Annotated in this window: 18 protein-coding genes; 15 read left to right on the top strand and 3 right to left on the bottom strand. The window is 33.8% G+C overall.

Features of this window, described 5'->3' with window-relative positions; genetic code table 11:
- The first annotated feature begins 32 nt into the window (after positions 1–32).
- The gene (locus CS873_RS00645) at positions 33–2,387 is read left to right on the top strand and encodes a phosphoketolase family protein (protein WP_099973968.1); all 2,355 of its coding nucleotides are present in this window, start codon (positions 33–35) and stop codon (positions 2,385–2,387) included.
- Positions 2,388–2,654: 267 nt separating this feature from the next.
- Here CS873_RS00645 and CS873_RS00640 read toward each other — a convergent pair whose 3' ends face one another.
- Positions 2,655–3,464 (bottom strand): tyrosine-protein phosphatase, encoded by an 810-nt coding sequence (locus tag CS873_RS00640; protein WP_099973967.1) that lies wholly within the window; start codon positions 3,462–3,464, stop codon positions 2,655–2,657.
- A 56-nt stretch (positions 3,465–3,520) separates the two neighbouring features.
- Between CS873_RS00640 and CS873_RS00635 the strand changes: the two genes are divergently transcribed.
- The 14 genes from CS873_RS00635 to CS873_RS00570 all read left to right on the top strand — a co-directional run bounded on the left by CS873_RS00635 (position 3,521) and on the right by CS873_RS00570 (position 16,787).
- Positions 3,521–4,642 carry a glycerate kinase gene (locus CS873_RS00635; RefSeq protein ID WP_099973966.1) on the top strand — a complete coding sequence of 374 codons (1,122 nt, stop codon included), beginning with the start codon at positions 3,521–3,523 and terminating at the stop codon, positions 4,640–4,642.
- Positions 4,643–4,724: 82 nt separating this feature from the next.
- Positions 4,725–5,192 (top strand): universal stress protein, encoded by a 468-nt coding sequence (locus CS873_RS00630; protein ID WP_099973965.1) that lies wholly within the window; start codon positions 4,725–4,727, stop codon positions 5,190–5,192.
- Positions 5,193–5,243: 51 nt separating this feature from the next.
- Positions 5,244–5,789 (top strand): DNA-3-methyladenine glycosylase I, encoded by a 546-nt coding sequence (locus tag CS873_RS00625; RefSeq protein WP_099973964.1) that lies wholly within the window; start codon positions 5,244–5,246, stop codon positions 5,787–5,789.
- Positions 5,790–5,886: 97 nt separating this feature from the next.
- Positions 5,887–6,378, top strand: coding sequence for a hypothetical protein (locus CS873_RS00620; RefSeq protein ID WP_099973963.1), 492 nt, complete (start codon positions 5,887–5,889; stop codon positions 6,376–6,378).
- Positions 6,378–7,196, top strand: coding sequence for an ABC transporter ATP-binding protein (locus tag CS873_RS00615; RefSeq protein ID WP_169922425.1), 819 nt, complete (start codon positions 6,378–6,380; stop codon positions 7,194–7,196). The genes CS873_RS00620 and CS873_RS00615 overlap by 1 nt, the downstream gene beginning before the upstream one ends.
- Positions 7,183–7,857 (top strand): hypothetical protein, encoded by a 675-nt coding sequence (locus CS873_RS00610; protein ID WP_099973961.1) that lies wholly within the window; start codon positions 7,183–7,185, stop codon positions 7,855–7,857. The genes CS873_RS00615 and CS873_RS00610 overlap by 14 nt, the downstream gene beginning before the upstream one ends.
- Before the next feature lie 71 nt (positions 7,858–7,928).
- A complete protein-coding gene (locus CS873_RS00605; protein WP_099973960.1) occupies positions 7,929–8,453 on the top strand; it encodes a GNAT family N-acetyltransferase in 525 nt (174 codons plus the stop codon).
- Positions 8,454–8,571: 118 nt separating this feature from the next.
- Entirely contained in the window at positions 8,572–9,729 is a 1,158-nt protein-coding gene (locus tag CS873_RS00600) for a metallophosphoesterase family protein (RefSeq protein ID WP_099973959.1), read from the top strand.
- A gap of 9 nt (positions 9,730–9,738) precedes the next feature.
- Positions 9,739–11,637, top strand: a complete 1,899-nt coding sequence (gene asnB / locus CS873_RS00595; RefSeq protein WP_099973958.1) for an asparagine synthase (glutamine-hydrolyzing) — start codon at positions 9,739–9,741, stop codon at positions 11,635–11,637.
- Between the two features lie 179 nt (positions 11,638–11,816).
- A complete protein-coding gene (locus CS873_RS00590) occupies positions 11,817–13,037 on the top strand; it encodes a carboxylate--amine ligase (RefSeq protein ID WP_099973957.1) in 1,221 nt (406 codons plus the stop codon).
- Between the two features lie 24 nt (positions 13,038–13,061).
- Complete coding sequence (locus CS873_RS00585) at positions 13,062–13,532, top strand: universal stress protein (protein ID WP_099973956.1); 471 nt, start codon at positions 13,062–13,064, stop codon at positions 13,530–13,532.
- Positions 13,533–13,633: 101 nt separating this feature from the next.
- Complete coding sequence (locus CS873_RS00580) at positions 13,634–15,577, top strand: M13 family metallopeptidase (protein WP_099973955.1); 1,944 nt, start codon at positions 13,634–13,636, stop codon at positions 15,575–15,577.
- 142 nt (positions 15,578–15,719) lie between these two features.
- A complete protein-coding gene (locus CS873_RS00575) occupies positions 15,720–15,971 on the top strand; it encodes a hypothetical protein (protein ID WP_099973954.1) in 252 nt (83 codons plus the stop codon).
- A 63-nt stretch (positions 15,972–16,034) separates the two neighbouring features.
- Positions 16,035–16,787 carry an alpha/beta fold hydrolase gene (locus CS873_RS00570; RefSeq protein WP_099975315.1) on the top strand — a complete coding sequence of 251 codons (753 nt, stop codon included), beginning with the start codon at positions 16,035–16,037 and terminating at the stop codon, positions 16,785–16,787.
- Between the two features lie 29 nt (positions 16,788–16,816).
- Here CS873_RS00570 and CS873_RS00565 read toward each other — a convergent pair whose 3' ends face one another.
- Positions 16,817–18,286, bottom strand: coding sequence for an o-succinylbenzoate--CoA ligase (locus CS873_RS00565; protein ID WP_245823062.1), 1,470 nt, complete (start codon positions 18,284–18,286; stop codon positions 16,817–16,819).
- A gap of 9 nt (positions 18,287–18,295) precedes the next feature.
- Positions 18,296–19,111, bottom strand: a complete 816-nt coding sequence (gene menB, locus CS873_RS00560; protein WP_099973952.1) for a 1,4-dihydroxy-2-naphthoyl-CoA synthase — start codon at positions 19,109–19,111, stop codon at positions 18,296–18,298.
- Between the last annotated feature and the right edge of the window lie 12 nt (positions 19,112–19,123).

Here is a 19,123-nt window from a genome sequence, read left to right as displayed (position 1 = left end):
TTAACTCGTAAATTAATAAGGAGTGTGCAGTTATGACAGACTATTCATCAAAAGAGTACTTAGAAACTCTTGATAAGTATTGGCGTGCTACCAACTATGTTTCAGTTGGACAACTATATTTAAAAGACAATCCACTATTAAAACGTGATATTGTCGCTGATGACCTAAAAATTCACCCAATCGGACACTGGGGAACAATTGCTGGTCAAAACTTTATTTATGCTCATTTGAACCGTGTAATTAACAAATACAATGTAAACATGTTTTACATTGAAGGACCTGGTCATGGTGGCCAAGTTATGGTTTCAAATTCATATTTAGACGGTAGTTATACAGAAATATATCCAGAAATAACTCAAGATGAAGCTGGTATGAAGAAATTGTTCAAACAATTCTCATTCCCAGGTGGTATCGCATCTCATGCCGCTCCTGAAACTCCAGGATCAATGCATGAAGGTGGAGAATTAGGTTATTCTCTATCTCATGGTGTTGGTGCAATTCTTGATAATCCAGATCAAATCGCTGCTGTTGTTATTGGTGATGGTGAATCAGAAACTGGCCCATTGGCTGCTTCATGGTTCTCAAATGTATTCATCAACCCTGTTACTGATGGTGCAGTATTACCAATTCTTGATCTAAATGGATTCAAGATTTCAAATCCTACAATTCTTTCACGTAAAACTGATGAAGAATTGGCAAGTTACTTCAAGGGTCTTGGTTGGGATCCTATCTTTGTTGAAGGTGATGACCCTGCTAAGGTTCACCCAATTATGGCAAAAGCTATGGATGAAGCAATTGAAAAAATTCAAGCTATCCAAACAGAAGCTAGAAAACACCCAGCTTCAGAAGCTAAGATGCCTCACTGGCCAGTAATGATTGTCCGTGCTCCTAAGGGCTGGACTGGTCCAAAATCATGGGATGGTGTTCCAATTGAAGGCTCATTTAGAGCTCACCAAATTCCAATTCCTGTAGATCAAAATGATATGCAACACGTTGATGCTCTTGTTGACTGGTTGAAATCATATGGTCCAGAAGAACTATTCAATGAAGATGGTTCTCTAAAAGATGATATTAAAGAAGTTATTCCTTCAGGAAACAAACGTATGGCAATGAACCCTATTGTTAATGGTGGTGTAAATCCTAAGGATCTAAAACTTCCTGACTTTAAGAATTATGCACTTAAGTTTGACAAGCCAGGTGTTAAGATGGCACAAGACATGATCGAACTAGGTGGATACTTAGAAGAAGTTATCAAACTTAATGGTGACAACTTCCGTATGTTTGGACCTGACGAAACAATGTCAAACCGTCTAAACAAGATTTTCCAAGAAACTGATCGTCAATGGATGGAAAACATCAAAGAACCTAACGATCAATTTATGGATGCTACTGGTCGTGTTATTGATTCACAACTATCAGAACATCAAGCTGAAGGATTCCTAGAAGGATACGTCTTGACTGGTCGTCATGGTATGTTTGCCAGTTACGAATCATTCCTACGTGTAGTGGATTCAATGCTTACACAACACTTCAAGTGGTTACGTAAAGCCAATGAACAATCTTGGAGAAACAAGTATCCTTCACTTAATGTGATTGCTACTTCTACAGCTTTCCAACAAGATCACAATGGTTACACTCACCAAGATCCAGGTATCATTACTCACTTAGCTGAAAAGAAACCTGAATATATTCGTGAATATTTCCCAGCTGACACAAACTCACTTCTAGCTATCATGCCAGAAATCCTAACCTCTGAAGAAAAAATCAATTTATTGGTTACTTCAAAACACCCTCGTCAACAATTCTATTCAATTGAAGAAGGACAAGAATTGGCTGAAAAAGGTCTAAAAGTTATCGATTGGGCATCAAATGATAATGGTGATCCAGATGTTGTTGTTGCAGCAGCTGGTACAGAACCTAACTTGGAATCTCTTGCAGCTATTAGTATTCTACGTAAGCAAAAACCTGATATTAAGATCAGATTTGTTAACGTATTGGATCTACTAAAACTAAGAACTCCAAGTATTGACCCTCGTGGTCTAACAGATCAAGAATTCAACAGTATCTTCACAGTAGACAAACCTGTTGTCTTCGCATTCCACGGATTCGAAAGCATCATTAAAGAATTGTTCTTCGACCGTGACAACCACAATCTATATGTTCATGGATACCGTGAAAATGGTGATATCACAACACCATTTGATATGCGTGTTGTTAATGAAATGGATCGTTTCCACTTGGCAGAAGAAATTGCTGTTGCCGTTGAAGGTGATGGAGCAAAAGACTTTGCTGATTCTATGGAAGCTATGGTTGATAAACATAACAAGTTCACTCGTGACCAAGGTACAGATTTACCTGAAGTTGAAGAATGGACATGGGATGTATAATCCTTAAGTTTAAATAAAAAGACCGATAACTTTAGTTATCGGTCTTTTTTAGTACAAAAAAACCCTACACATCTTGTAGGGTTAGAATTTATACTTATAAATGCGGGGACATTTATACGTAACGAGTATTTATTTATATCTTGTATATTTGGGGACAAGCTCAGTTGAATTGCTTTCAACCAAGCTCATGCGTAAATAATAACATATAGTTAAATAGATTGTATTAATAATGCATTATAGTTTTTGTTATTTCTAATTTCATTTATATTACACAAGGTAAATTTTTTTCAAATCATTTATCTCATTGTCTGAAACCTTTAATTCATTTTTGATATAATTATTTATATCTCCAGAAGTTTCTTCGATGGCTTTTTCGGCCATTTCAAGATAATTATTTTGAACAGTAAGAAGTGATCTTATAGAGTCCACTAGCTTAGGTTCTTGGGCTTCAACTTGTTTGAGTACGCCATCAACATAATCCTTACTTGTTTTGTTTGTTAGCAAGTAATCTTTTTGGATAGTATCCTTAGGGACATCCAAACTTGATAATAGGAAGACAGCGCCCATACCAGTACGGTCTTTACCAGCTGTACAATGGAATAATAATACGTCATCTTCTTTATCATTTGCCAATAATTCATCAAAGAAAGAACGATATGCCTTTTTTGACTGATCTTCTGTGATCATATTTTGGTATACTTCTAGCATATGATCATAACCTTTTGATGGATCAATATCCAAACCTGGTATTACAGAGTCTTTCTTAATCTTAGACGCTTCAGTTTGATCTTCTTTGAAAACAGGAAGAGAAACGTATTTTGTGCCATCAGGCATTCTGTCAGGTTCTTTTTCAATTTCTTCAGATGATCTGAAATCAATATCGATATTCAGACCGTAATTTTTCAAGTAATCTAAATCGTTGTCAGTTAGTTCATGTAGTCCAGCAGATCTAATTACTTTATTATATTTAATTGATTGGCCATCTTTTGTCTTATAGCCACCCAATTCACGGACGTTGCGTCCTTTATCTAGATTAGCATCTAGAACTCTCCTTGATAGATCAGTTGAGTTATCCATATTTATGCACCTCCATAGGTTCCAATCATCACATTATAACAAAGGAAATACTTATAATGAAATTTATAATTTCACCAGGAAAATATAATTCACAAATAGACCGCGCAAAAATATCAGAATCAATTTCGCAAGGTATTTGGAATGCCATTCCAGACGCTGAAATAGCTACTATGCCAGTTTCTGATAATGAGTATGGTGTTTCTTCATTGGTCTATCATACTATTGGCGGACGTTGGATAAGTACGCCATTTTTTGATGCATTTTGGCAAAATAAAATGGGTTCTTACCTATATACAACAATTGATAGTCAAGAGACAGCAATAATTGATACTGAACAGGTTGTCGGCCTGAGCTTAGCTGAAAATAAATCTAAAACGGAATTATTTCATGCTACGAGTTACGGAATTGGTGAAATGATGTTGGATGCGGTGACAAATGGAATAAAAAATATTGTGATATGTCTTGGTAAGACATCTATCGCTGATGGTGGAATTGGTGCATTACAGGCTCTAGGAGCAAAAGTACGAGACGAATCGGGTAATCTTATACCTCAAGGTGAAAATCCATTAATTAATGCGTTTGATGTAGAATTAGAGAGTGTTAAGGAATTGCTTAGCGATCGTGTTAAAGTGACAATTTTACTTAACTACGCTGATTCCATAAAGGAACAACAGAAGCGGGAAGAATTAAATGAAGCTCAAACTAGCTACCTGCTAGATAGTCTTATGTTTATTACTGAAAAAATGAATCGTAAATATCATTTAGAGCTACATCCTGAAGTAAGCACTGATGCAATAAAAACAGTTGCAGGGGCATTTGCTATGATAGACGCTGAAATTTTGCGTTCATCTTTTGAGTGGGTAGCCCATGTAACCGGTATGGATCAAGTAATTCGTTCAGCTGATATTTTGATATCAGCTGCTGAAGATATTTCAGAAGAATTCATGCACGATGATATTATGTATTACTTTAATCAAACTGCTGGTAAATCAGCTATACCTACATTTGCATTGTGTAATAATTTTTCTGATGACTTTGATAATAGTGCTCAGTTATTTACCGGTATTTTTTCTACTAGAATGAGCGAATATGAAGATAAAGATGATCAAGAAAAACTTTACAAAAACTATGAGACAACTGCTCGACAATTAGGTAGAACAGTTCAAAGATTTAGTTAAGTAAAGGATTGCATAATTATTAGCAATATATTAATCTTAAAGATAATAAAACTATTTATAAATAGCGTCGGAGGAATCAATCATGGAACAAGAATATAAAAAGATTTTGGTGCCAGTAGATGGCTCAAAAGAATCAGAAATGGCTTTCAACAAAGCAGTTAATGTTACAAAAATAAACAAGAGTCATCTAGATGTACTAACAGTTTTAGATACAAAACAATTTATTGGTTTACATGGTGGAATGTTGAATGGAGATGTTATCTATCAACTATCAGAAGACGCTCAAAAATATCTTGTAGAACTTAAAGAAAAGGCTGTTAAAGAAAGTGGTATCTCAGAAAATGATATCGATATTCACGTTCGTTTTGGTGAACCTAAGACAGTCATTTCAGATGAATTCGTTACTGAATATGGAAATGATCTTATCATGATTGGTTCAACTGGTATGAATGCAGTAGCAAGACTACTTGTTGGTTCAGTATCAGAATACGTAACAAGAAATGCTAAGACAGATGTTATGATTGTCAGAACAGACAACGATAATAAATAAAAAGATGTGCCATTGGCACATCTTTTTTTATACATGGGGGAGAACTTAAATATGCGATGTGAATGGGCAACAGGCTCACAAGGGATGATTGACTACCATGATAATGAGTGGTGCAAACCAAGCTATGATGAAAATTATTTTTTTGAAATGTTAACTTTAGAGGGAGCCCAAGCGGGTCTTTCATGGTCTACGATAATTAATAAACGCCAAGGATATCAGGAATTGTTTGATAATTTTGATATTGATAAAGTTGCAGAATTTGATGATGATAAAATTGCAGAATTACTAAATAACCCCAGCATTGTTAGAAATAAGTTAAAGGTTAATTCGACAGTAAATAATGCCCAGCAAATCAAAAGCATGCACGCAAATGGTGAAAAATTCTCTGATTATATTTGGAGCTTTGTGGACAATAAACCAATAATGAATCATTGGAATAGCATGAATGAACTACCAGCAGAAACTGAATTATCACAAAAGATAAGCAAGGACTTAAAAAAACGTGGCTTCCGATTTGTTGGTCCAACAATTATCTATTCGTTTCTTCAAGCTGTTGGTGTGGTTAATGATCATGTCGAAAACTGTGATTATAAATAAAATTTCTATATTATTATCAAAAAAAAGATGATTTTTAGTAATTGGTTTTAAAAAAAATGTTTTTTTCAGTATAATAGAAACATCTGGAGGAATGACAATGAATTCTGAAGCAATTAGTAAGTTAGCACTTTATATAGATGAAAACTCAAAAGATATTCGTGACAACAAGACTACTTTTGACGCTGAGAAAGTTTATGAAGTCATTGATGGGTTAGAGGTACTTCGTAAACCTGTTCAAGAATATTTCGAAATGACAGAAGATGAATACTATGAAAATGAGTCTGACCATAGATTAACTTTACAAAACTCATCTGAAAAAATAGGAAAGCTTAAAGACCGTTTTCAAGTAAATCATGTCGATGGTTCTCTTGCAGCTCATGAGATTAACTTTACCTATAATCACGAAGATCCCTATACAAGTGGAAACTATAATCCTAAGATCGATCTTGATTTAATTGATTTTTCTTTAACTGTTATAGGTGCTGTATTTGCCAACACGATTATTTCAGATGTTCGTAATTCCCTTTCAAATGACGCTCTGTTATCAATCGGCTTAGCTGCCAAAGCAATTAAGGAATGGCAAGATTAATGAGATTATTAACAATAAAAGATTTATCGCTGCAAAACGAAGGTTACTTTGCTTTTAAGCATGTAACCTTTTCTTTGTCTTCCGGAGAAAGCATCTTAATAAATGGTGAGAATGGTAGCGGAAAGACTCAACTGATTGAAGCTATAGCTAAGATGAAAAATACAGACGGTGGACGTGTCCACTATGAACCAGGTATTAACGCTGCTTTGATGCCACAATATACCAACATGGTAGTGAATAAAAAGGTGGGATCTTACTTATCAGATAGTCGTAAATTGGCAGGTAAAAACGCCATCAATGAAAAACAATTAGAGGATATTGTCGGTTACTTAGGACTAGCTACTTATCTTGATCGAAATGTTTCTAGTCTTTCTGTGGGTATTAGAAGACGTGTGGAATTTTTAAATGCTACTGTTGGTAGACCCAAGATATTATTGTTAGATGAACCATTTGCCTTTCAATCTCCTAAATATGTTGAGCGTATGACCAACTTAATAAATGATTTAAAAAGTAACGGCTCAGCCATTGTGGTGGTAAGTACCATGCAGAATCAAGCAACATTGAAATTGTTTGAACGTAGATATTTACTTAAAAATAAGAGTTTAGAATCTATTGAAGATCAGATAACTGACTGTATTCTTACATTCAGAACTATGCCAGATTCAATGGCAATAACTCGTGAAATCAACAGTTTGATTATTTCTCAGAACAGCTCATTGATAGAGTTGAAAGTACCATTAAGAATAAAAGATCGTATGATCAAAAACATGATAGATTTGAACTATCAATTTGAAGGAGAACGTATTGTCGAAGATTAATATTTTATTCAGAAACTTTTTTAGACTAACAACTCGAAATTATATATTTCTAACATCGTTGTTTGTATTTTTTGCTGCTGAGTTTAGTTTAAGTACACTATTTGATTTAGAATCAGAAGTACAATTTGCGTTGATAATTTTGGGGATGTTTATCTTTTCGATAATTAATACAACAACCTTTTTCAAAAATGATCAAATCAAGAATCGCTACATTAAACAAAAGTTTTCTAGTTACTGGCTGTATTCTTTTGTTGAATTGTTATTTTTGATTGTCTTAAATCTATTTGTGGCTCTTGTGGTTTACTTCCTAAGCTTTATTGTTTCCGCAGATTTTAGCTTTATGTTGATATCAGTATTAGGTTTATTTGCTACCGGATTAGTCGGTTCATCAATTGCTTGGATTTTTAAATTTCAATGGAATGCTTCCTTAATCAGCAAAATATTTGGTCAAATAGGTTTGATTATTGTGAGTTTCTTAGCATTAGTGAACGTGGATAATTTTTTGAAATATATAATTCCTCCTGTAGGTCAGTTTATTAATTTATCTTTATCTAAGTCTTCAAATGCCGGTTTCATGGGGATATTAGTTCATCAAATAATATTTGCTATAGTATTATTTTTGGCTGGAATACAACTTAACAAAAATAATTTCACAAAATAACAAAAAATGGTTGAAATTGCTTATATAAATTTGTTTTAATATCCAGATGAACTAATGGAGGTTGTTCTATTATGAGTAATATTTATCTAAGACAAGCGACCATGAATGATTTGCCTAGAGTGTATGAAATTATAGATGGAGCTAAGCAAACACTAAAAAATCGCGGTGTTGACCAATGGCAATCTGGATATCCTGACCATGCAATTTTGAAACAAGACACAGAAGATGGAATAACATTTGTTTTATTACTAGACGGTGAAATTGTCGGAACAGCAGCCTTACAACAAGGCAGTGACAAAAACTATGAAAAAATAGCAAACGGCAACTGGCAAGACATCTCTAAGTCAGAATATTCAATAATTCATCGTATTGCGGTTGAACCTGGTCATCAAGGAAAACATTTATCAACAACATTTATACAACAATTATTAACGATGTCTTATCACCTGGGTTATCCAGATGTAAGAATCGATACTCATCCAGAAAATTTAGTTATGCAACATGTCATTACTACAAACGGTTTTGAGGAACGTGGAACTATTACAATGGATGAAGATCACGGAATTAGAAAGGCATACCAACTAGTCATGGGCTAGTTGATATGCTTTTTTTGTAGTGAAATAAATTCATGTATTTTTCATGAAAAGTTATAGAGTTTGAGCTACTATAAATATTAAAATAAGTGTTATATTTAAATAAGTTAGGAGAGTGATTATGAAATTAAACGTGTTTGGTAAAGATATTTTTAGTAAGAATGTTTCCACGCATATAGAAGACATTTTTATGAATATGAAGCCAAGATCATTTGCCACTAACTATATTGAAAATTTTTATAATACTAACGTTAAGGAAAAAGTATCTAAAGATAGTTTAAACTTATCGCTTTTAACAGATACTCATGCGAAAGCTCTGGCAAGTACTAGTTATTATGGATATAATGGACTAAGGCATATCTATGAGACCAATGCTGCCGGTGAAAACTTGCCGATTGATCTCAATGTTCATCTAGGAGATATGATAGATGGATCAGATAGACCTGAGATTAGTAAGAGACTTTTGAAAAAAGCTACTGAAAATTATCAGTCTTCTGGTAAACCTTTTTATATTGCAGAAGGAAACCATGATGAAAATGACAAATTTGATGAACATAAGTTTATTAAGTCCGTCTCATTTGATCGTGATGATTATTTTAATTTAGTTACTAAGCAAGTAAATAAACAACCAGAAATCCAAAGACTTAGTCAGGTATCAAGGGTTTCTTGGTTTGATAAGGATGATATCCGAGTTATTTTTATAAATACTAGTGATATTCCTTATATTGTCTATGGCAATAATAAAAAATATGATTTTAAAAAAGTTCGTGGAGTTCGCGAACAACAAATTCAAGATCTGATAAAAATATTGGAAAATACCGTGGATAAACGTGTAATCGTTATGGGACACGCAAATATTGTCAGTCCTAGCGGTAAGAATGCTTTGAATTTTAATGGGGATTTGTTACAAAAAATATTCGAAGAATTTAACAATAAGCAACATGGTCAATTAAAAAATAATTTATTAGGTGATTTTGGAGTAAGCACTGCATATGATTTCTCAAATACAGGTATTTCAACAATTAGTACTTATATTTGCGGACATATGCATTATGAAAAACATTATCAAGTATCAGGAATAAACCATATTATTTTGAATTGTTCTGCCTTGATGGGCAAAAAGCGGGGCTTAACAACAGATTACAATAGAAAATGGGATCGTAAAATTAATGAAATATCTGAATTCTGTGGATACTTCATTAACGTAGATTCTAAAAAAATGATATTACAAATATTCGGATATGGTGCAGCAACGAGATATGTTAACTTCAATCTTTAGGAGAAAAATATGTGTGGTATTGTCGGGTTTGTGGATAAAAAAATTGCGGATAAGAAACCAGTAATTGAAGCAATGATGGAAGCAATCGTTCACCGTGGACCAAATAGTTCAGGTCAATTGGTAGATAACGATGTAGCATTGGGGTTCAGAAGATTAAGCATTATTGACGTTAAGTCAGGTATGCAACCTATCTATAATGAAGATAAAACAAAAGCTATCATTTTTAATGGAGAAATATATAATTTCCGTCCATTAAGAGAAGATTTGATTAAAAAAGGTCATGAATTCTCCACCGGAGCTGATACTGAGGTATTGCTACACGGATTTGAAGAATGGGGCATTACTGAATTACTAAGGAAAATCCGTGGGATGTTTGCTTTTGTAATTTATGATTTTGTAACTGGTGATATTACTGGTGCAAGAGACTATTTTGGAATTAAACCACTATATTATTACAACCGAGAAGGTACTTTTATATTTGGGTCAGAAATTAAGTCATTCTTAGCACATCCTAATTTCAGAAAAGAGCTTAATAAAGAAGCTCTTAAGCCTTATCTAACTTTCCAATATTCTGCACTACCAGAAACATTCTTTAAAGATGTTTTCCGTATACCAGAAGGACATTACTTTGAGTATAAGAGTGGAAAATTAAGTATCAAAAAATACTGGGATATTGAATTTAAAGAAAATTCTCTTTCCTTTGAAGAAACTGTTCAAGCAATCGACAAATCACTTAGAGAGTCTGTTGAGGCTCACTCAATCAGTGAAGTTCCTGTGGGCTCAATGTTATCTAGTGGGGTTGATTCCAGTTATGTAACAGATATTCTCAGACCAGAGCACACTTATTCAATTGATTTTGATTCTACAACTTATGAAGAAGGATCAGACGCTAAACTACTAGCAGATCAATTAGGTTTAAAGAACACTCGTGGAATTGTTACTAGTGATGAAGCTATCAAAGCTATGCCACTGATTCAATATCACTTAGATGAACCTGATTCTAATCCTTCATGTGTGCCACTTTATTTCCTAACAAAATTGGCAAGTAAAGATGTTACTGTTATTTTATCTGGTGAAGGTGCTGATGAATTATTTGCAGGTTATGCAAATTATGGTGATCACTCACATTCACATACTATTAGAGTAATCTCGGATCAACTAAAGAAGTTACCAAAGGGTATAAAATACAAGTTGGCACGCAAACTACGTAAGATGCACAACTTCCCAGGACGTCTTCATATGTACGAATCTACTGCTAAAGCAGAAGAATTCTTCATTGGACAAGCAAAGGTTTTTGATGAAAAAGAGGCCGCAGAAGTTGTAACATCTGATTATCGTTCATCTAAATCAGTTAAAGATATTGTCAAAAGAAGTTATAGCAAAGTTGCTGACTATGATGATGAAGTTAAAAAGATGCAGTATCTTGATATGCATCAATTCATGGCAAATGATATCTTGTTAAAAGCTGACCGTTTGAGTATGGCTAATTCAATGGAATTGCGTGTTCCATTCCTTGATAAAGAGGTTGCTAAGGTTGCAGAAGGAATTCCAACTAAATATCTACTAAATGCACGTGGTAGCAAGTATGCTTTGCGTGTGGCTGCTGAAAGAACTCTTCCAGAAGCATGGGCAAAACGTGAAAAATTAGGTTTCCCAGTTCCAATTCGTGATTGGATAAGAACTGAAGCAATCTATAAAGATATTCGTGATTTGTTCTCAGAAGATTATGTAAAAGAATTCTTCAATCAAGAATCAATTTTGGAGATGTTAGATGGTTTTTATAACCATGAGAATGATGATCGTCGTAAAATTTGGACTATTTACACATTCCTAGTGTGGTACAAAGTTTACTTCATCGAAGATGGTAAGAAACCAGAAGTTGATCCACAAGTAAAAATTGCTGAATAAAAAAGACGCGAGAAGCGTCTTTTTTTATGCACAAATTTATTCAATAAAAATGAGAAGTTTGAAATATGGTATAATCAAAAAAATAAATAAGATAATTCAAAAGTGAATTAATTGAGAGGTTGATAAAAATCGAAACTGCTACAAACAAGAAATTTACGCCGATATTATTAGGAAGTGACATGAACGTTTATGGAATGGCAAGAGCATTCCATGAAGAATATGGTGGATCTGTGAGAGCTTATGCAGGTGCACAACTAGCTCCAACTAGATTTACAAAAATTGTTAATTTGACAGTATTTCCAGGATTCGCTGAAGATCCTGTGTTTATTGATAAAATGCGAGAAATTGCAAAAGAATATCAGGACCATGATGAACCAGTTATTCTTATCGCCTGTGGTGATGGTTATGCTGAGTTAATCAGTCAACACAAAGAAGAATTATCAAAAACTTTTGTGTGCCCTTATGTAGACTTCGATTTGTTGAAGTCACTAAACAATAAGGAAAGTTTCTACAAAATTGCTGAAGAACATGGTTTGCCACATCCAGAGACAACAATTGTTACTAAAGAAATGTACACAAGTAATGAAGATATAAATGTCCCTTATGACTATCCAGTAGCTTTAAAACCAGCCAACAGTGTTGAATGGTTAGATATTCACTTTGAAGGACGTAAGAAGGCATTTACGATCCATTCTAAGGAAGAATTCATGGATATTGTTAGCAAGATTTATGACAATGGTTATACTTCTGATTTAATTCTTCAAGACTTTATTCCTGGTGATGATTCAAATATGCGTGTGTTAAATGCCTATGTAGATAAAAATCATCATGTGAAAATGATGTGTTTAGGACACCCAATATTGGAAGATCCAACACCACAAGCTATTGGAAATTATGTGGCAATTCTTCCAGAATTCAACCAAGACGTCTATGACCAAGTACAAAAATTCTTGGAAGATATCAAATTTGTCGGATACGCTAATTTTGATATGAAGTATGATTCTCGTGATGATACTTTCAAATTTTTTGAAATCAATTTGCGTCAAGGAAGAAGTAGTTTCTTTGTAACTTTAAATGGATATAATCTTGCAAAATATGCGGTAATGGATTATGTTGAAGATACATTAGCAGATGAACCAACTGTCTATGCTAATAAGAATAAATCACAGGCGAAGTTATGGTTAGGTATACCTACCAAGGTTTTCAAAAAATATGCTGCCAACAATGAAGCCACTGATTTTGCTAAGGAACTCATCTCACAAAATCGTACAGGTACTACAGTATTTTACGATAAAGACATGTCTATTAAACGATGGGTACTTCTAAATTACATGTTCCACAATTATGTTAAGAGATTCAATCAATACTTCCAAGAGAACAAAGGAAGAGATATTGAATAAAAATAAAAAGTGAGGTATTTGGATATGGATGAACTACAAAACTATAAAGTAAAAAAAATCGATTACGCTAAGATTTTAATTTGTGTTGATTCGGATGATTTTGGATCATCAAAAAATGCCTTCAATTACGCTTGTTCACTTGCAAAACACTATGGAGCTGAGCTTGGTATTGTTTCTGTTCTTGAAACAGGTGATTTGAATGTATTTCAATCACTAGATCCTTCAATCTTGAAAGAACGTCGTGAGGAAATTAAACGGCTTCTTGAAACATATGGTCAAAAAGCTAAGGAATACGGAATGTCAGATGATGATATTCACTTGATGGTTACAGAAGGTAACCCAGGTCATGTTATTACTGAAAATGTTATTCCTCAGTATGGTCCAGATCTTGTAGTCATTGGTGTAGATAAAAATCGCCGTGATCATGATAATATCGGATCTCAAGGATCAAGAATTGTTAACTTATCTCCAGTTTCAGTCAGTGTAATAAGATAAAAAAAGACCAGTTAAACTGGTCTTTTTTTATAGTAAATTTTTTATTTAATAATTAAAGAGTGATATATTATATATCAAAATTAGTAACTAAGAGGAATTTTATGAAAATTAATAAAATTATTGGTGGAGCAGGAGATATGTTTGATGCTAAGCCAACAAGTGCTCAAGAAAATTTATATTTATCAGTCAATGGAGAGTGGCAAGAAACAGCAAAAATTCCTGCAGATAAACCTAGAACGGGTGGATTCATGGACTTGGATGAAGCTGTAGAAAAATCATTAATGAAAGAATTTGAAGATTTTTCTACTGGAAAAGTTGCTTATCCAAATGAATTAGTTGAGGAAGCAATCAAACTATATCGAGTAGCTAATGACGCTGAGAAACAAAGTAAGTTTCATCAACAACCAATTTTAAAAGATCTTCAAACAATTATCGATATTAAAGATATCGAAGATTTCAGTAATAAGATTGTTGAATTATCTAAAAGCGGCTACGCACTACCTATCGATATCGATATTGATGCTGATATGAAAGACACTACTAAGAATGTAGTTTATATCGATGTTCCCGGATTAATATTGCCCGATAAAACTTACTATGATGAAGATAATGATTCCAAGGAAAAATTACTATCTAAATATACTGAAGTAGTAAGTAAATTACTTTCCATGGTTGGATATGATTTAGAAAAAGCCAAATCTATAGTAGAGCAAGCTAAGAAATTTGATTCTATCCTAGTTCCTATTGTCAAAAGTTCAGAAGAAAAAGCTGACTATACAAAAATGTATAATCCTATGTACTTTGATGAATATACAACAAAGTCTAAATATCTTGATTTGAAGAGCCAAGTTGTAGGGCAAATTAACGATACACCTGAAAAAGTTATCATTATCGAACCTAGATATGTAGATAGCTTGGATGACATCATCAATGCTGATAATTTTGAGCTAATGAAATCATGGATGATTGTAAAATTATTGATGAGTAATGCTGGTAATCTTGATGAAGAATTCCGACAAACAGTTGGAGAATACAGCTTAGCTCTCAATGGAGCAAAAGAATTACAAAATCGTACTAAATTTGCTTTCCATAAGGCAACAGGTTATTTCTCACAAATAATCGGTCTTTACTACGGTGAAAAATATTTTGGTGCTTCAGCAAAAGCTGATGTCAAAAAAATGATTGAAAAAATGACAGCAATTTATAAAGATCGTTTGGCCAATAATTCTTGGCTGGGTGAAGAGACTAAGAAAAAAGCAATTCACAAGCTAGATATGATCGAAGTGAAAGTCGGTTATCCAGATAAAATTGACGATATTTATAAAAAATATAAAATAGATGAAAATATCTCACTATATGAAAATATATCCAATCTTCGTCGAATAATTATTCAAGATCATTTGGATCAATATAGTAAGCCGGTGGACCGCAGTAAGTGGCTAATGCCAGGACATATGGTTAATGCCTGCTATGATCCCTCAAGAAATGATATAACATTCCCAGCTGCAATTTTACAAGCTCCATTTTATAGCTTAGATCAAACAAGCAGTCAAAATTATGGTGGAATTGGTGCAGTTATTGCACATGAAATTTCACATGCATTTGATAATAATGGTTCTCAGTTTGACGAATATGGAAATATGAATAACTGGTGGACAGATGAAGATTATGCGAAGTTTAAAGAACTTACTCAAAAAATGATAGATGAATTCGATGGTATTCCTTATGCTGGTTCAACTGTGAATGGTAAACTGGTTGTTTCTGAAAATGTCGCTGATGTGGGTGGCTTGAGATGTGCCTTAGAAGCTGCTAAAACTGAATCAGATGTTGATTTGAAATTATTCTTTAACAATTGGGCAAGAGTATGGAGATTGAAATCAACACAAGAATTCACAGATTTACTATTGTCCACAGATGTTCACTCACCGGGTCCTTTACGTGCCAACGTCCATGCACAAAACATGGATGAGTTCTATCCAACATTTGGAGTAGAAGAAGGTATGGGCATGTGGCTTGAACCTGAAAAAAGAGTAAATATCTGGTAGTAAATGTCAATTTTTAAGTTTTTCAAAAATAAAAGAAATCTTTTAATAAAGGTGAAATAAGAATTATATAATAGATGTTATTATCTAACTACAGAAGTTTATTGGAATGAACTTTTGTAAGAAAGTATGCGGGGGTAACATTATGTCAATGTTCAGTTTTGAAGATAAAGTTAACTCTCTGGTTGAATCTATTTTTTCATTTGATATCAAATCAGATGAAGACTTGATAGATATGGTCATGGGGCACGTTAACGAAATGGATGAAGAAGATGTAGATCAACATATGAATCAATTGGATGTTGAACTAACTGAATTTGATTCTAAAACAGATCGCCAACATGCACGTAGTGTTGATGAACTAAAATTCAAGCTTAATATGTTAAGTGAAGATTAATTTATTAATGAGGTGATGTCTTATGACGTTGCCTCTTTTGTTTTTAAAAAGTGGGGTAGTGAAATGGTTTCAATAAGACATCGATTAATAAAAGGAATACCTACTTTAGAATTAACTGAAGAAGGTCAAGAAAATACAGTTTTACCAATTATATTTTTCTATCATGGTTGGCAATCGAAGAAAGAACTTGTTTTGACTCAAGGTCGTAAACTTGTCAAAAAAGGATTCAGAGTTATCTTACCTGATTCCAAAAATCATGGAGAAAGAAAATATCAAGTGAACGCCATCCTTTCATTGACATTTTGGGACACGATTCAGGCCAATATTGCAGAATTTGGAATGTTGGAACAATTTTATCAAGATCGTGGTCTTATAAAAGATGGTCAAATAGGCGTAGGTGGCTATTCTATGGGAGCAATGACTACTGGAGCATTATTGACTCATCATCCAGAAATTAAAGCTGCAACAATTATCATGGGAACTCCAAGTTTTATTTCATATGCAAAATTAGTTCGAGATCATGCTAAGAGAAATAATATCTATGTTTCCAATGATTTAGAAGATTTAACTAGTTGGATAAAATATTATGATTTGGATACCAACATAGAAACATTAAAAAATCGACCATTGCTATTCTGGCACGGAACTGAAGACGAAAGAATTCCATATAGCCAGTCGTGGGATTTTTATCAGAAGTATAAAGATAATCCAATTGCATCTCAAACAGCTTTTATAACAGGTTATAAAGCTGGGCACTTGGTGGAAACTAGGTTAATGGACAAGATAGCTAATTTTTTTGAATATTATGTCCAATAAAAAAGGTCAGTCGTAATCGACTGACCTTTTTATATTGATTGATAATCTATATTTTTAAGTGCAAACTTCTGAATCTTTCCACTAGCAGTTTTTGGCATCTGACGAATCACTCTAAAGTCTACTGGAACTTTATAGTGAGCAAGGTGTTTTTTGCCAAATTCAATTAGATCTTCTCGATTGAGATCAGCACCCAATTTTACTACCATATAAGCAACAGGTACTTCACCCCAATCGCTATTCGGTATCGAAGTTATAGCAATTTCTTTAATATAATCTAAACCTTGATAGACATCTTCTATTTCATTAGGGTAGATGTTTTCTCCACCAGAAACGAACATATCGTCTAAACGTCCCTTTATATACAGAAAGTTTTCTCTATCAATGTAGCCTAGGTCACCGGTTTTAAAATATCCATCAGAAGTTATTTTTGATTTGTATTTTTCTTCTTTATTGAGATAACCTGGACTTACATTTTTGGCTTTGACCAGAATTTCTCCAACACCTTCATTATTAGGGTCTTCAATTTTTAATTGAACTGGGAATAGTGGTTTACCAGAAGAACCAATTTTTCTTCTGGCATCTTCGTTGTTTAAAGCCACAATGTTCGAAGAGGTCTCAGTCATTCCAAATGATTGTAATACGGGAATCTTCAAGGATTCACATCTTAACAGTGTAAGTTCATCGATAGGACCTCCACCTAGGAAGATAAATCGGAAGTTATCATTGAATGATTGCTTGGGTTCAAGATTATTTAATAATCTTTTTAACATGGTGGGAACTAGTGAGACAATCGTAATAGGATTTTCAATTAATATTCTATTTACTTTATCTTCACGAAATTTATCAACAAGATAAACTGAAAATCCAAGAATTAGAGATCTCATGATGATAGAAAAACCTGAAATATGAAAAATAGGAACTGTTAGAAGCCATAAATCAACACAGTTGATATCCATATTTATATCAGTACCAATGGTAGAATAAAAATGATTTTGATATGTTTGTAAAACACCCTTAGGTTTACCTGTAGTACCGGAAGTATACATAATAGATGTTACTTCATCATCTTCGAATTCTTCTACCGGACTGTAATCTGGAGAAATATCTGAGAACAAAATATCTGATAACGGGATAGCAGGGCAGCTTTTGATTTTGTCAGTATCCTCTACGCGCAAAAAATTATCGATTAGGCAAAATTTGATCTTAGAATCTTCAATTTGATAATTCAACTCAGGTTCTGATAATCTGGTGTTTAGAAAAACAATCTTTGCTCCAACTTGCTGAAGTGCTAAGATCGCAATATACCCATTGAATGAATTCGCAATAAAGACACCAATGTAATCACCCTTACGAACGCCGTTGTAATATAGTTTGCTCGCAAACTTTTGAACAGTGCGATTTAGTTCGTTGAACGTGAAATCTACATTATCAGATATTAATGCTCGTTTATTGGGGGATGTTTTAACTCTCTTTAACAACCAGTTTTCCAATTTTACCACCTCGATATTTTAAGGAAACTTAGGGAATTGATCGAAATCAGGATCGCGTTTTTCTAAAAATGCATCTCGTCCTTCTTTTCCTTCGTCACTTGTGTAGAATAACATTGTAGAGTCACCGGCAAGTTGTTGTAAACCTGCAATACCATCAGTATCGGCATTCATGGCGGCTTTTATGAATCGGATTGCAGTTGGTGATTTCTTGAGTATCTTTTCACACCATGCAATTGTTTCTTTTTCGACATCTTCCAAAGGAACTACTTTGTTAATCCAACCCATTTGCAGAGCTTCTTCTGCAGAGTAAGGATCGCACAAGAACCAGACTTCTTTGGCACGCTTATGCCCGATAACTCTGGCTAGATAAGCAGAACCATATCCAGCGTCAAAACTTCCTACTTTGGGACCAGTTTGCATAAATTGGGCATTGTCTGCAGCGACTGTTAGATCACAGACTAGTTGTAAGATGTTACCACCACCAACTGACCAACCTTTGACCATGGCAATAACTGGCTTAGGTATTACTCTAATAAGTCTTTGCAAGTCTAGTACATTCAGTCGAGCTATATGATCTGGTCCTACGTAACCACCGTTACCACGGATACTCTGATCACCACCTGAAGAAAATGCAAGATCTCCTTGACCTGTTAAAATAATAACACCAATAGACGCATCATCACGACAGTAAGAAAATGCTTCAATCATTTCTTGAATTGTTACTGGTGTAAAGGCATTTCTTTTCTCGGGTCTATTAATAGTAATTTTTGCAATTTTATTGTTTCTTTCAAAAAGAATTTCACTGTATTCTTTTATTGTTTTCCATTCAGTCATAAAAAATCCTCC

This window comes from Companilactobacillus metriopterae (assembly GCF_002762335.1).
In the GTDB taxonomy this organism is placed as follows: domain Bacteria; phylum Bacillota; class Bacilli; order Lactobacillales; family Lactobacillaceae; genus Companilactobacillus; species Companilactobacillus metriopterae.
The sequence above is the reverse complement of the archived record's forward strand: the minus strand, read 5'-3'. Positions and strand labels throughout refer to the sequence as shown.

Bases quoted from the DNA above. Each gene is read 5' to 3' on its own strand.
- CS873_RS00645 (WP_099973968.1), top strand. From the start codon at position 33: ATGACAGACTATTCATCAAAAGAGTACTTAGAAACTCTTGATAAGTAT.
- CS873_RS00640 (WP_099973967.1), bottom strand. From the start codon at position 3,464: ATGGATAACTCAACTGATCTATCAAGGAGAGTTCTAGATGCTAATCTA.
- CS873_RS00635 (WP_099973966.1), top strand. From the start codon at position 3,521: ATGAAATTTATAATTTCACCAGGAAAATATAATTCACAAATAGACCGC.
- CS873_RS00630 (WP_099973965.1), top strand. From the start codon at position 4,725: ATGGAACAAGAATATAAAAAGATTTTGGTGCCAGTAGATGGCTCAAAA.
- CS873_RS00625 (WP_099973964.1), top strand. From the start codon at position 5,244: ATGCGATGTGAATGGGCAACAGGCTCACAAGGGATGATTGACTACCAT.
- CS873_RS00620 (WP_099973963.1), top strand. From the start codon at position 5,887: ATGAATTCTGAAGCAATTAGTAAGTTAGCACTTTATATAGATGAAAAC.
- CS873_RS00615 (WP_169922425.1), top strand. From the start codon at position 6,378: ATGAGATTATTAACAATAAAAGATTTATCGCTGCAAAACGAAGGTTAC.
- CS873_RS00605 (WP_099973960.1), top strand. From the start codon at position 7,929: ATGAGTAATATTTATCTAAGACAAGCGACCATGAATGATTTGCCTAGA.
- CS873_RS00600 (WP_099973959.1), top strand. From the start codon at position 8,572: ATGAAATTAAACGTGTTTGGTAAAGATATTTTTAGTAAGAATGTTTCC.
- asnB (WP_099973958.1), top strand. From the start codon at position 9,739: ATGTGTGGTATTGTCGGGTTTGTGGATAAAAAAATTGCGGATAAGAAA.
- CS873_RS00590 (WP_099973957.1), top strand. From the start codon at position 11,817: ATGAACGTTTATGGAATGGCAAGAGCATTCCATGAAGAATATGGTGGA.
- CS873_RS00585 (WP_099973956.1), top strand. From the start codon at position 13,062: ATGGATGAACTACAAAACTATAAAGTAAAAAAAATCGATTACGCTAAG.
- CS873_RS00580 (WP_099973955.1), top strand. From the start codon at position 13,634: ATGAAAATTAATAAAATTATTGGTGGAGCAGGAGATATGTTTGATGCT.
- CS873_RS00575 (WP_099973954.1), top strand. From the start codon at position 15,720: ATGTCAATGTTCAGTTTTGAAGATAAAGTTAACTCTCTGGTTGAATCT.
- CS873_RS00570 (WP_099975315.1), top strand. From the start codon at position 16,035: ATGGTTTCAATAAGACATCGATTAATAAAAGGAATACCTACTTTAGAA.
- menB (WP_099973952.1), bottom strand. From the start codon at position 19,111: ATGACTGAATGGAAAACAATAAAAGAATACAGTGAAATTCTTTTTGAA.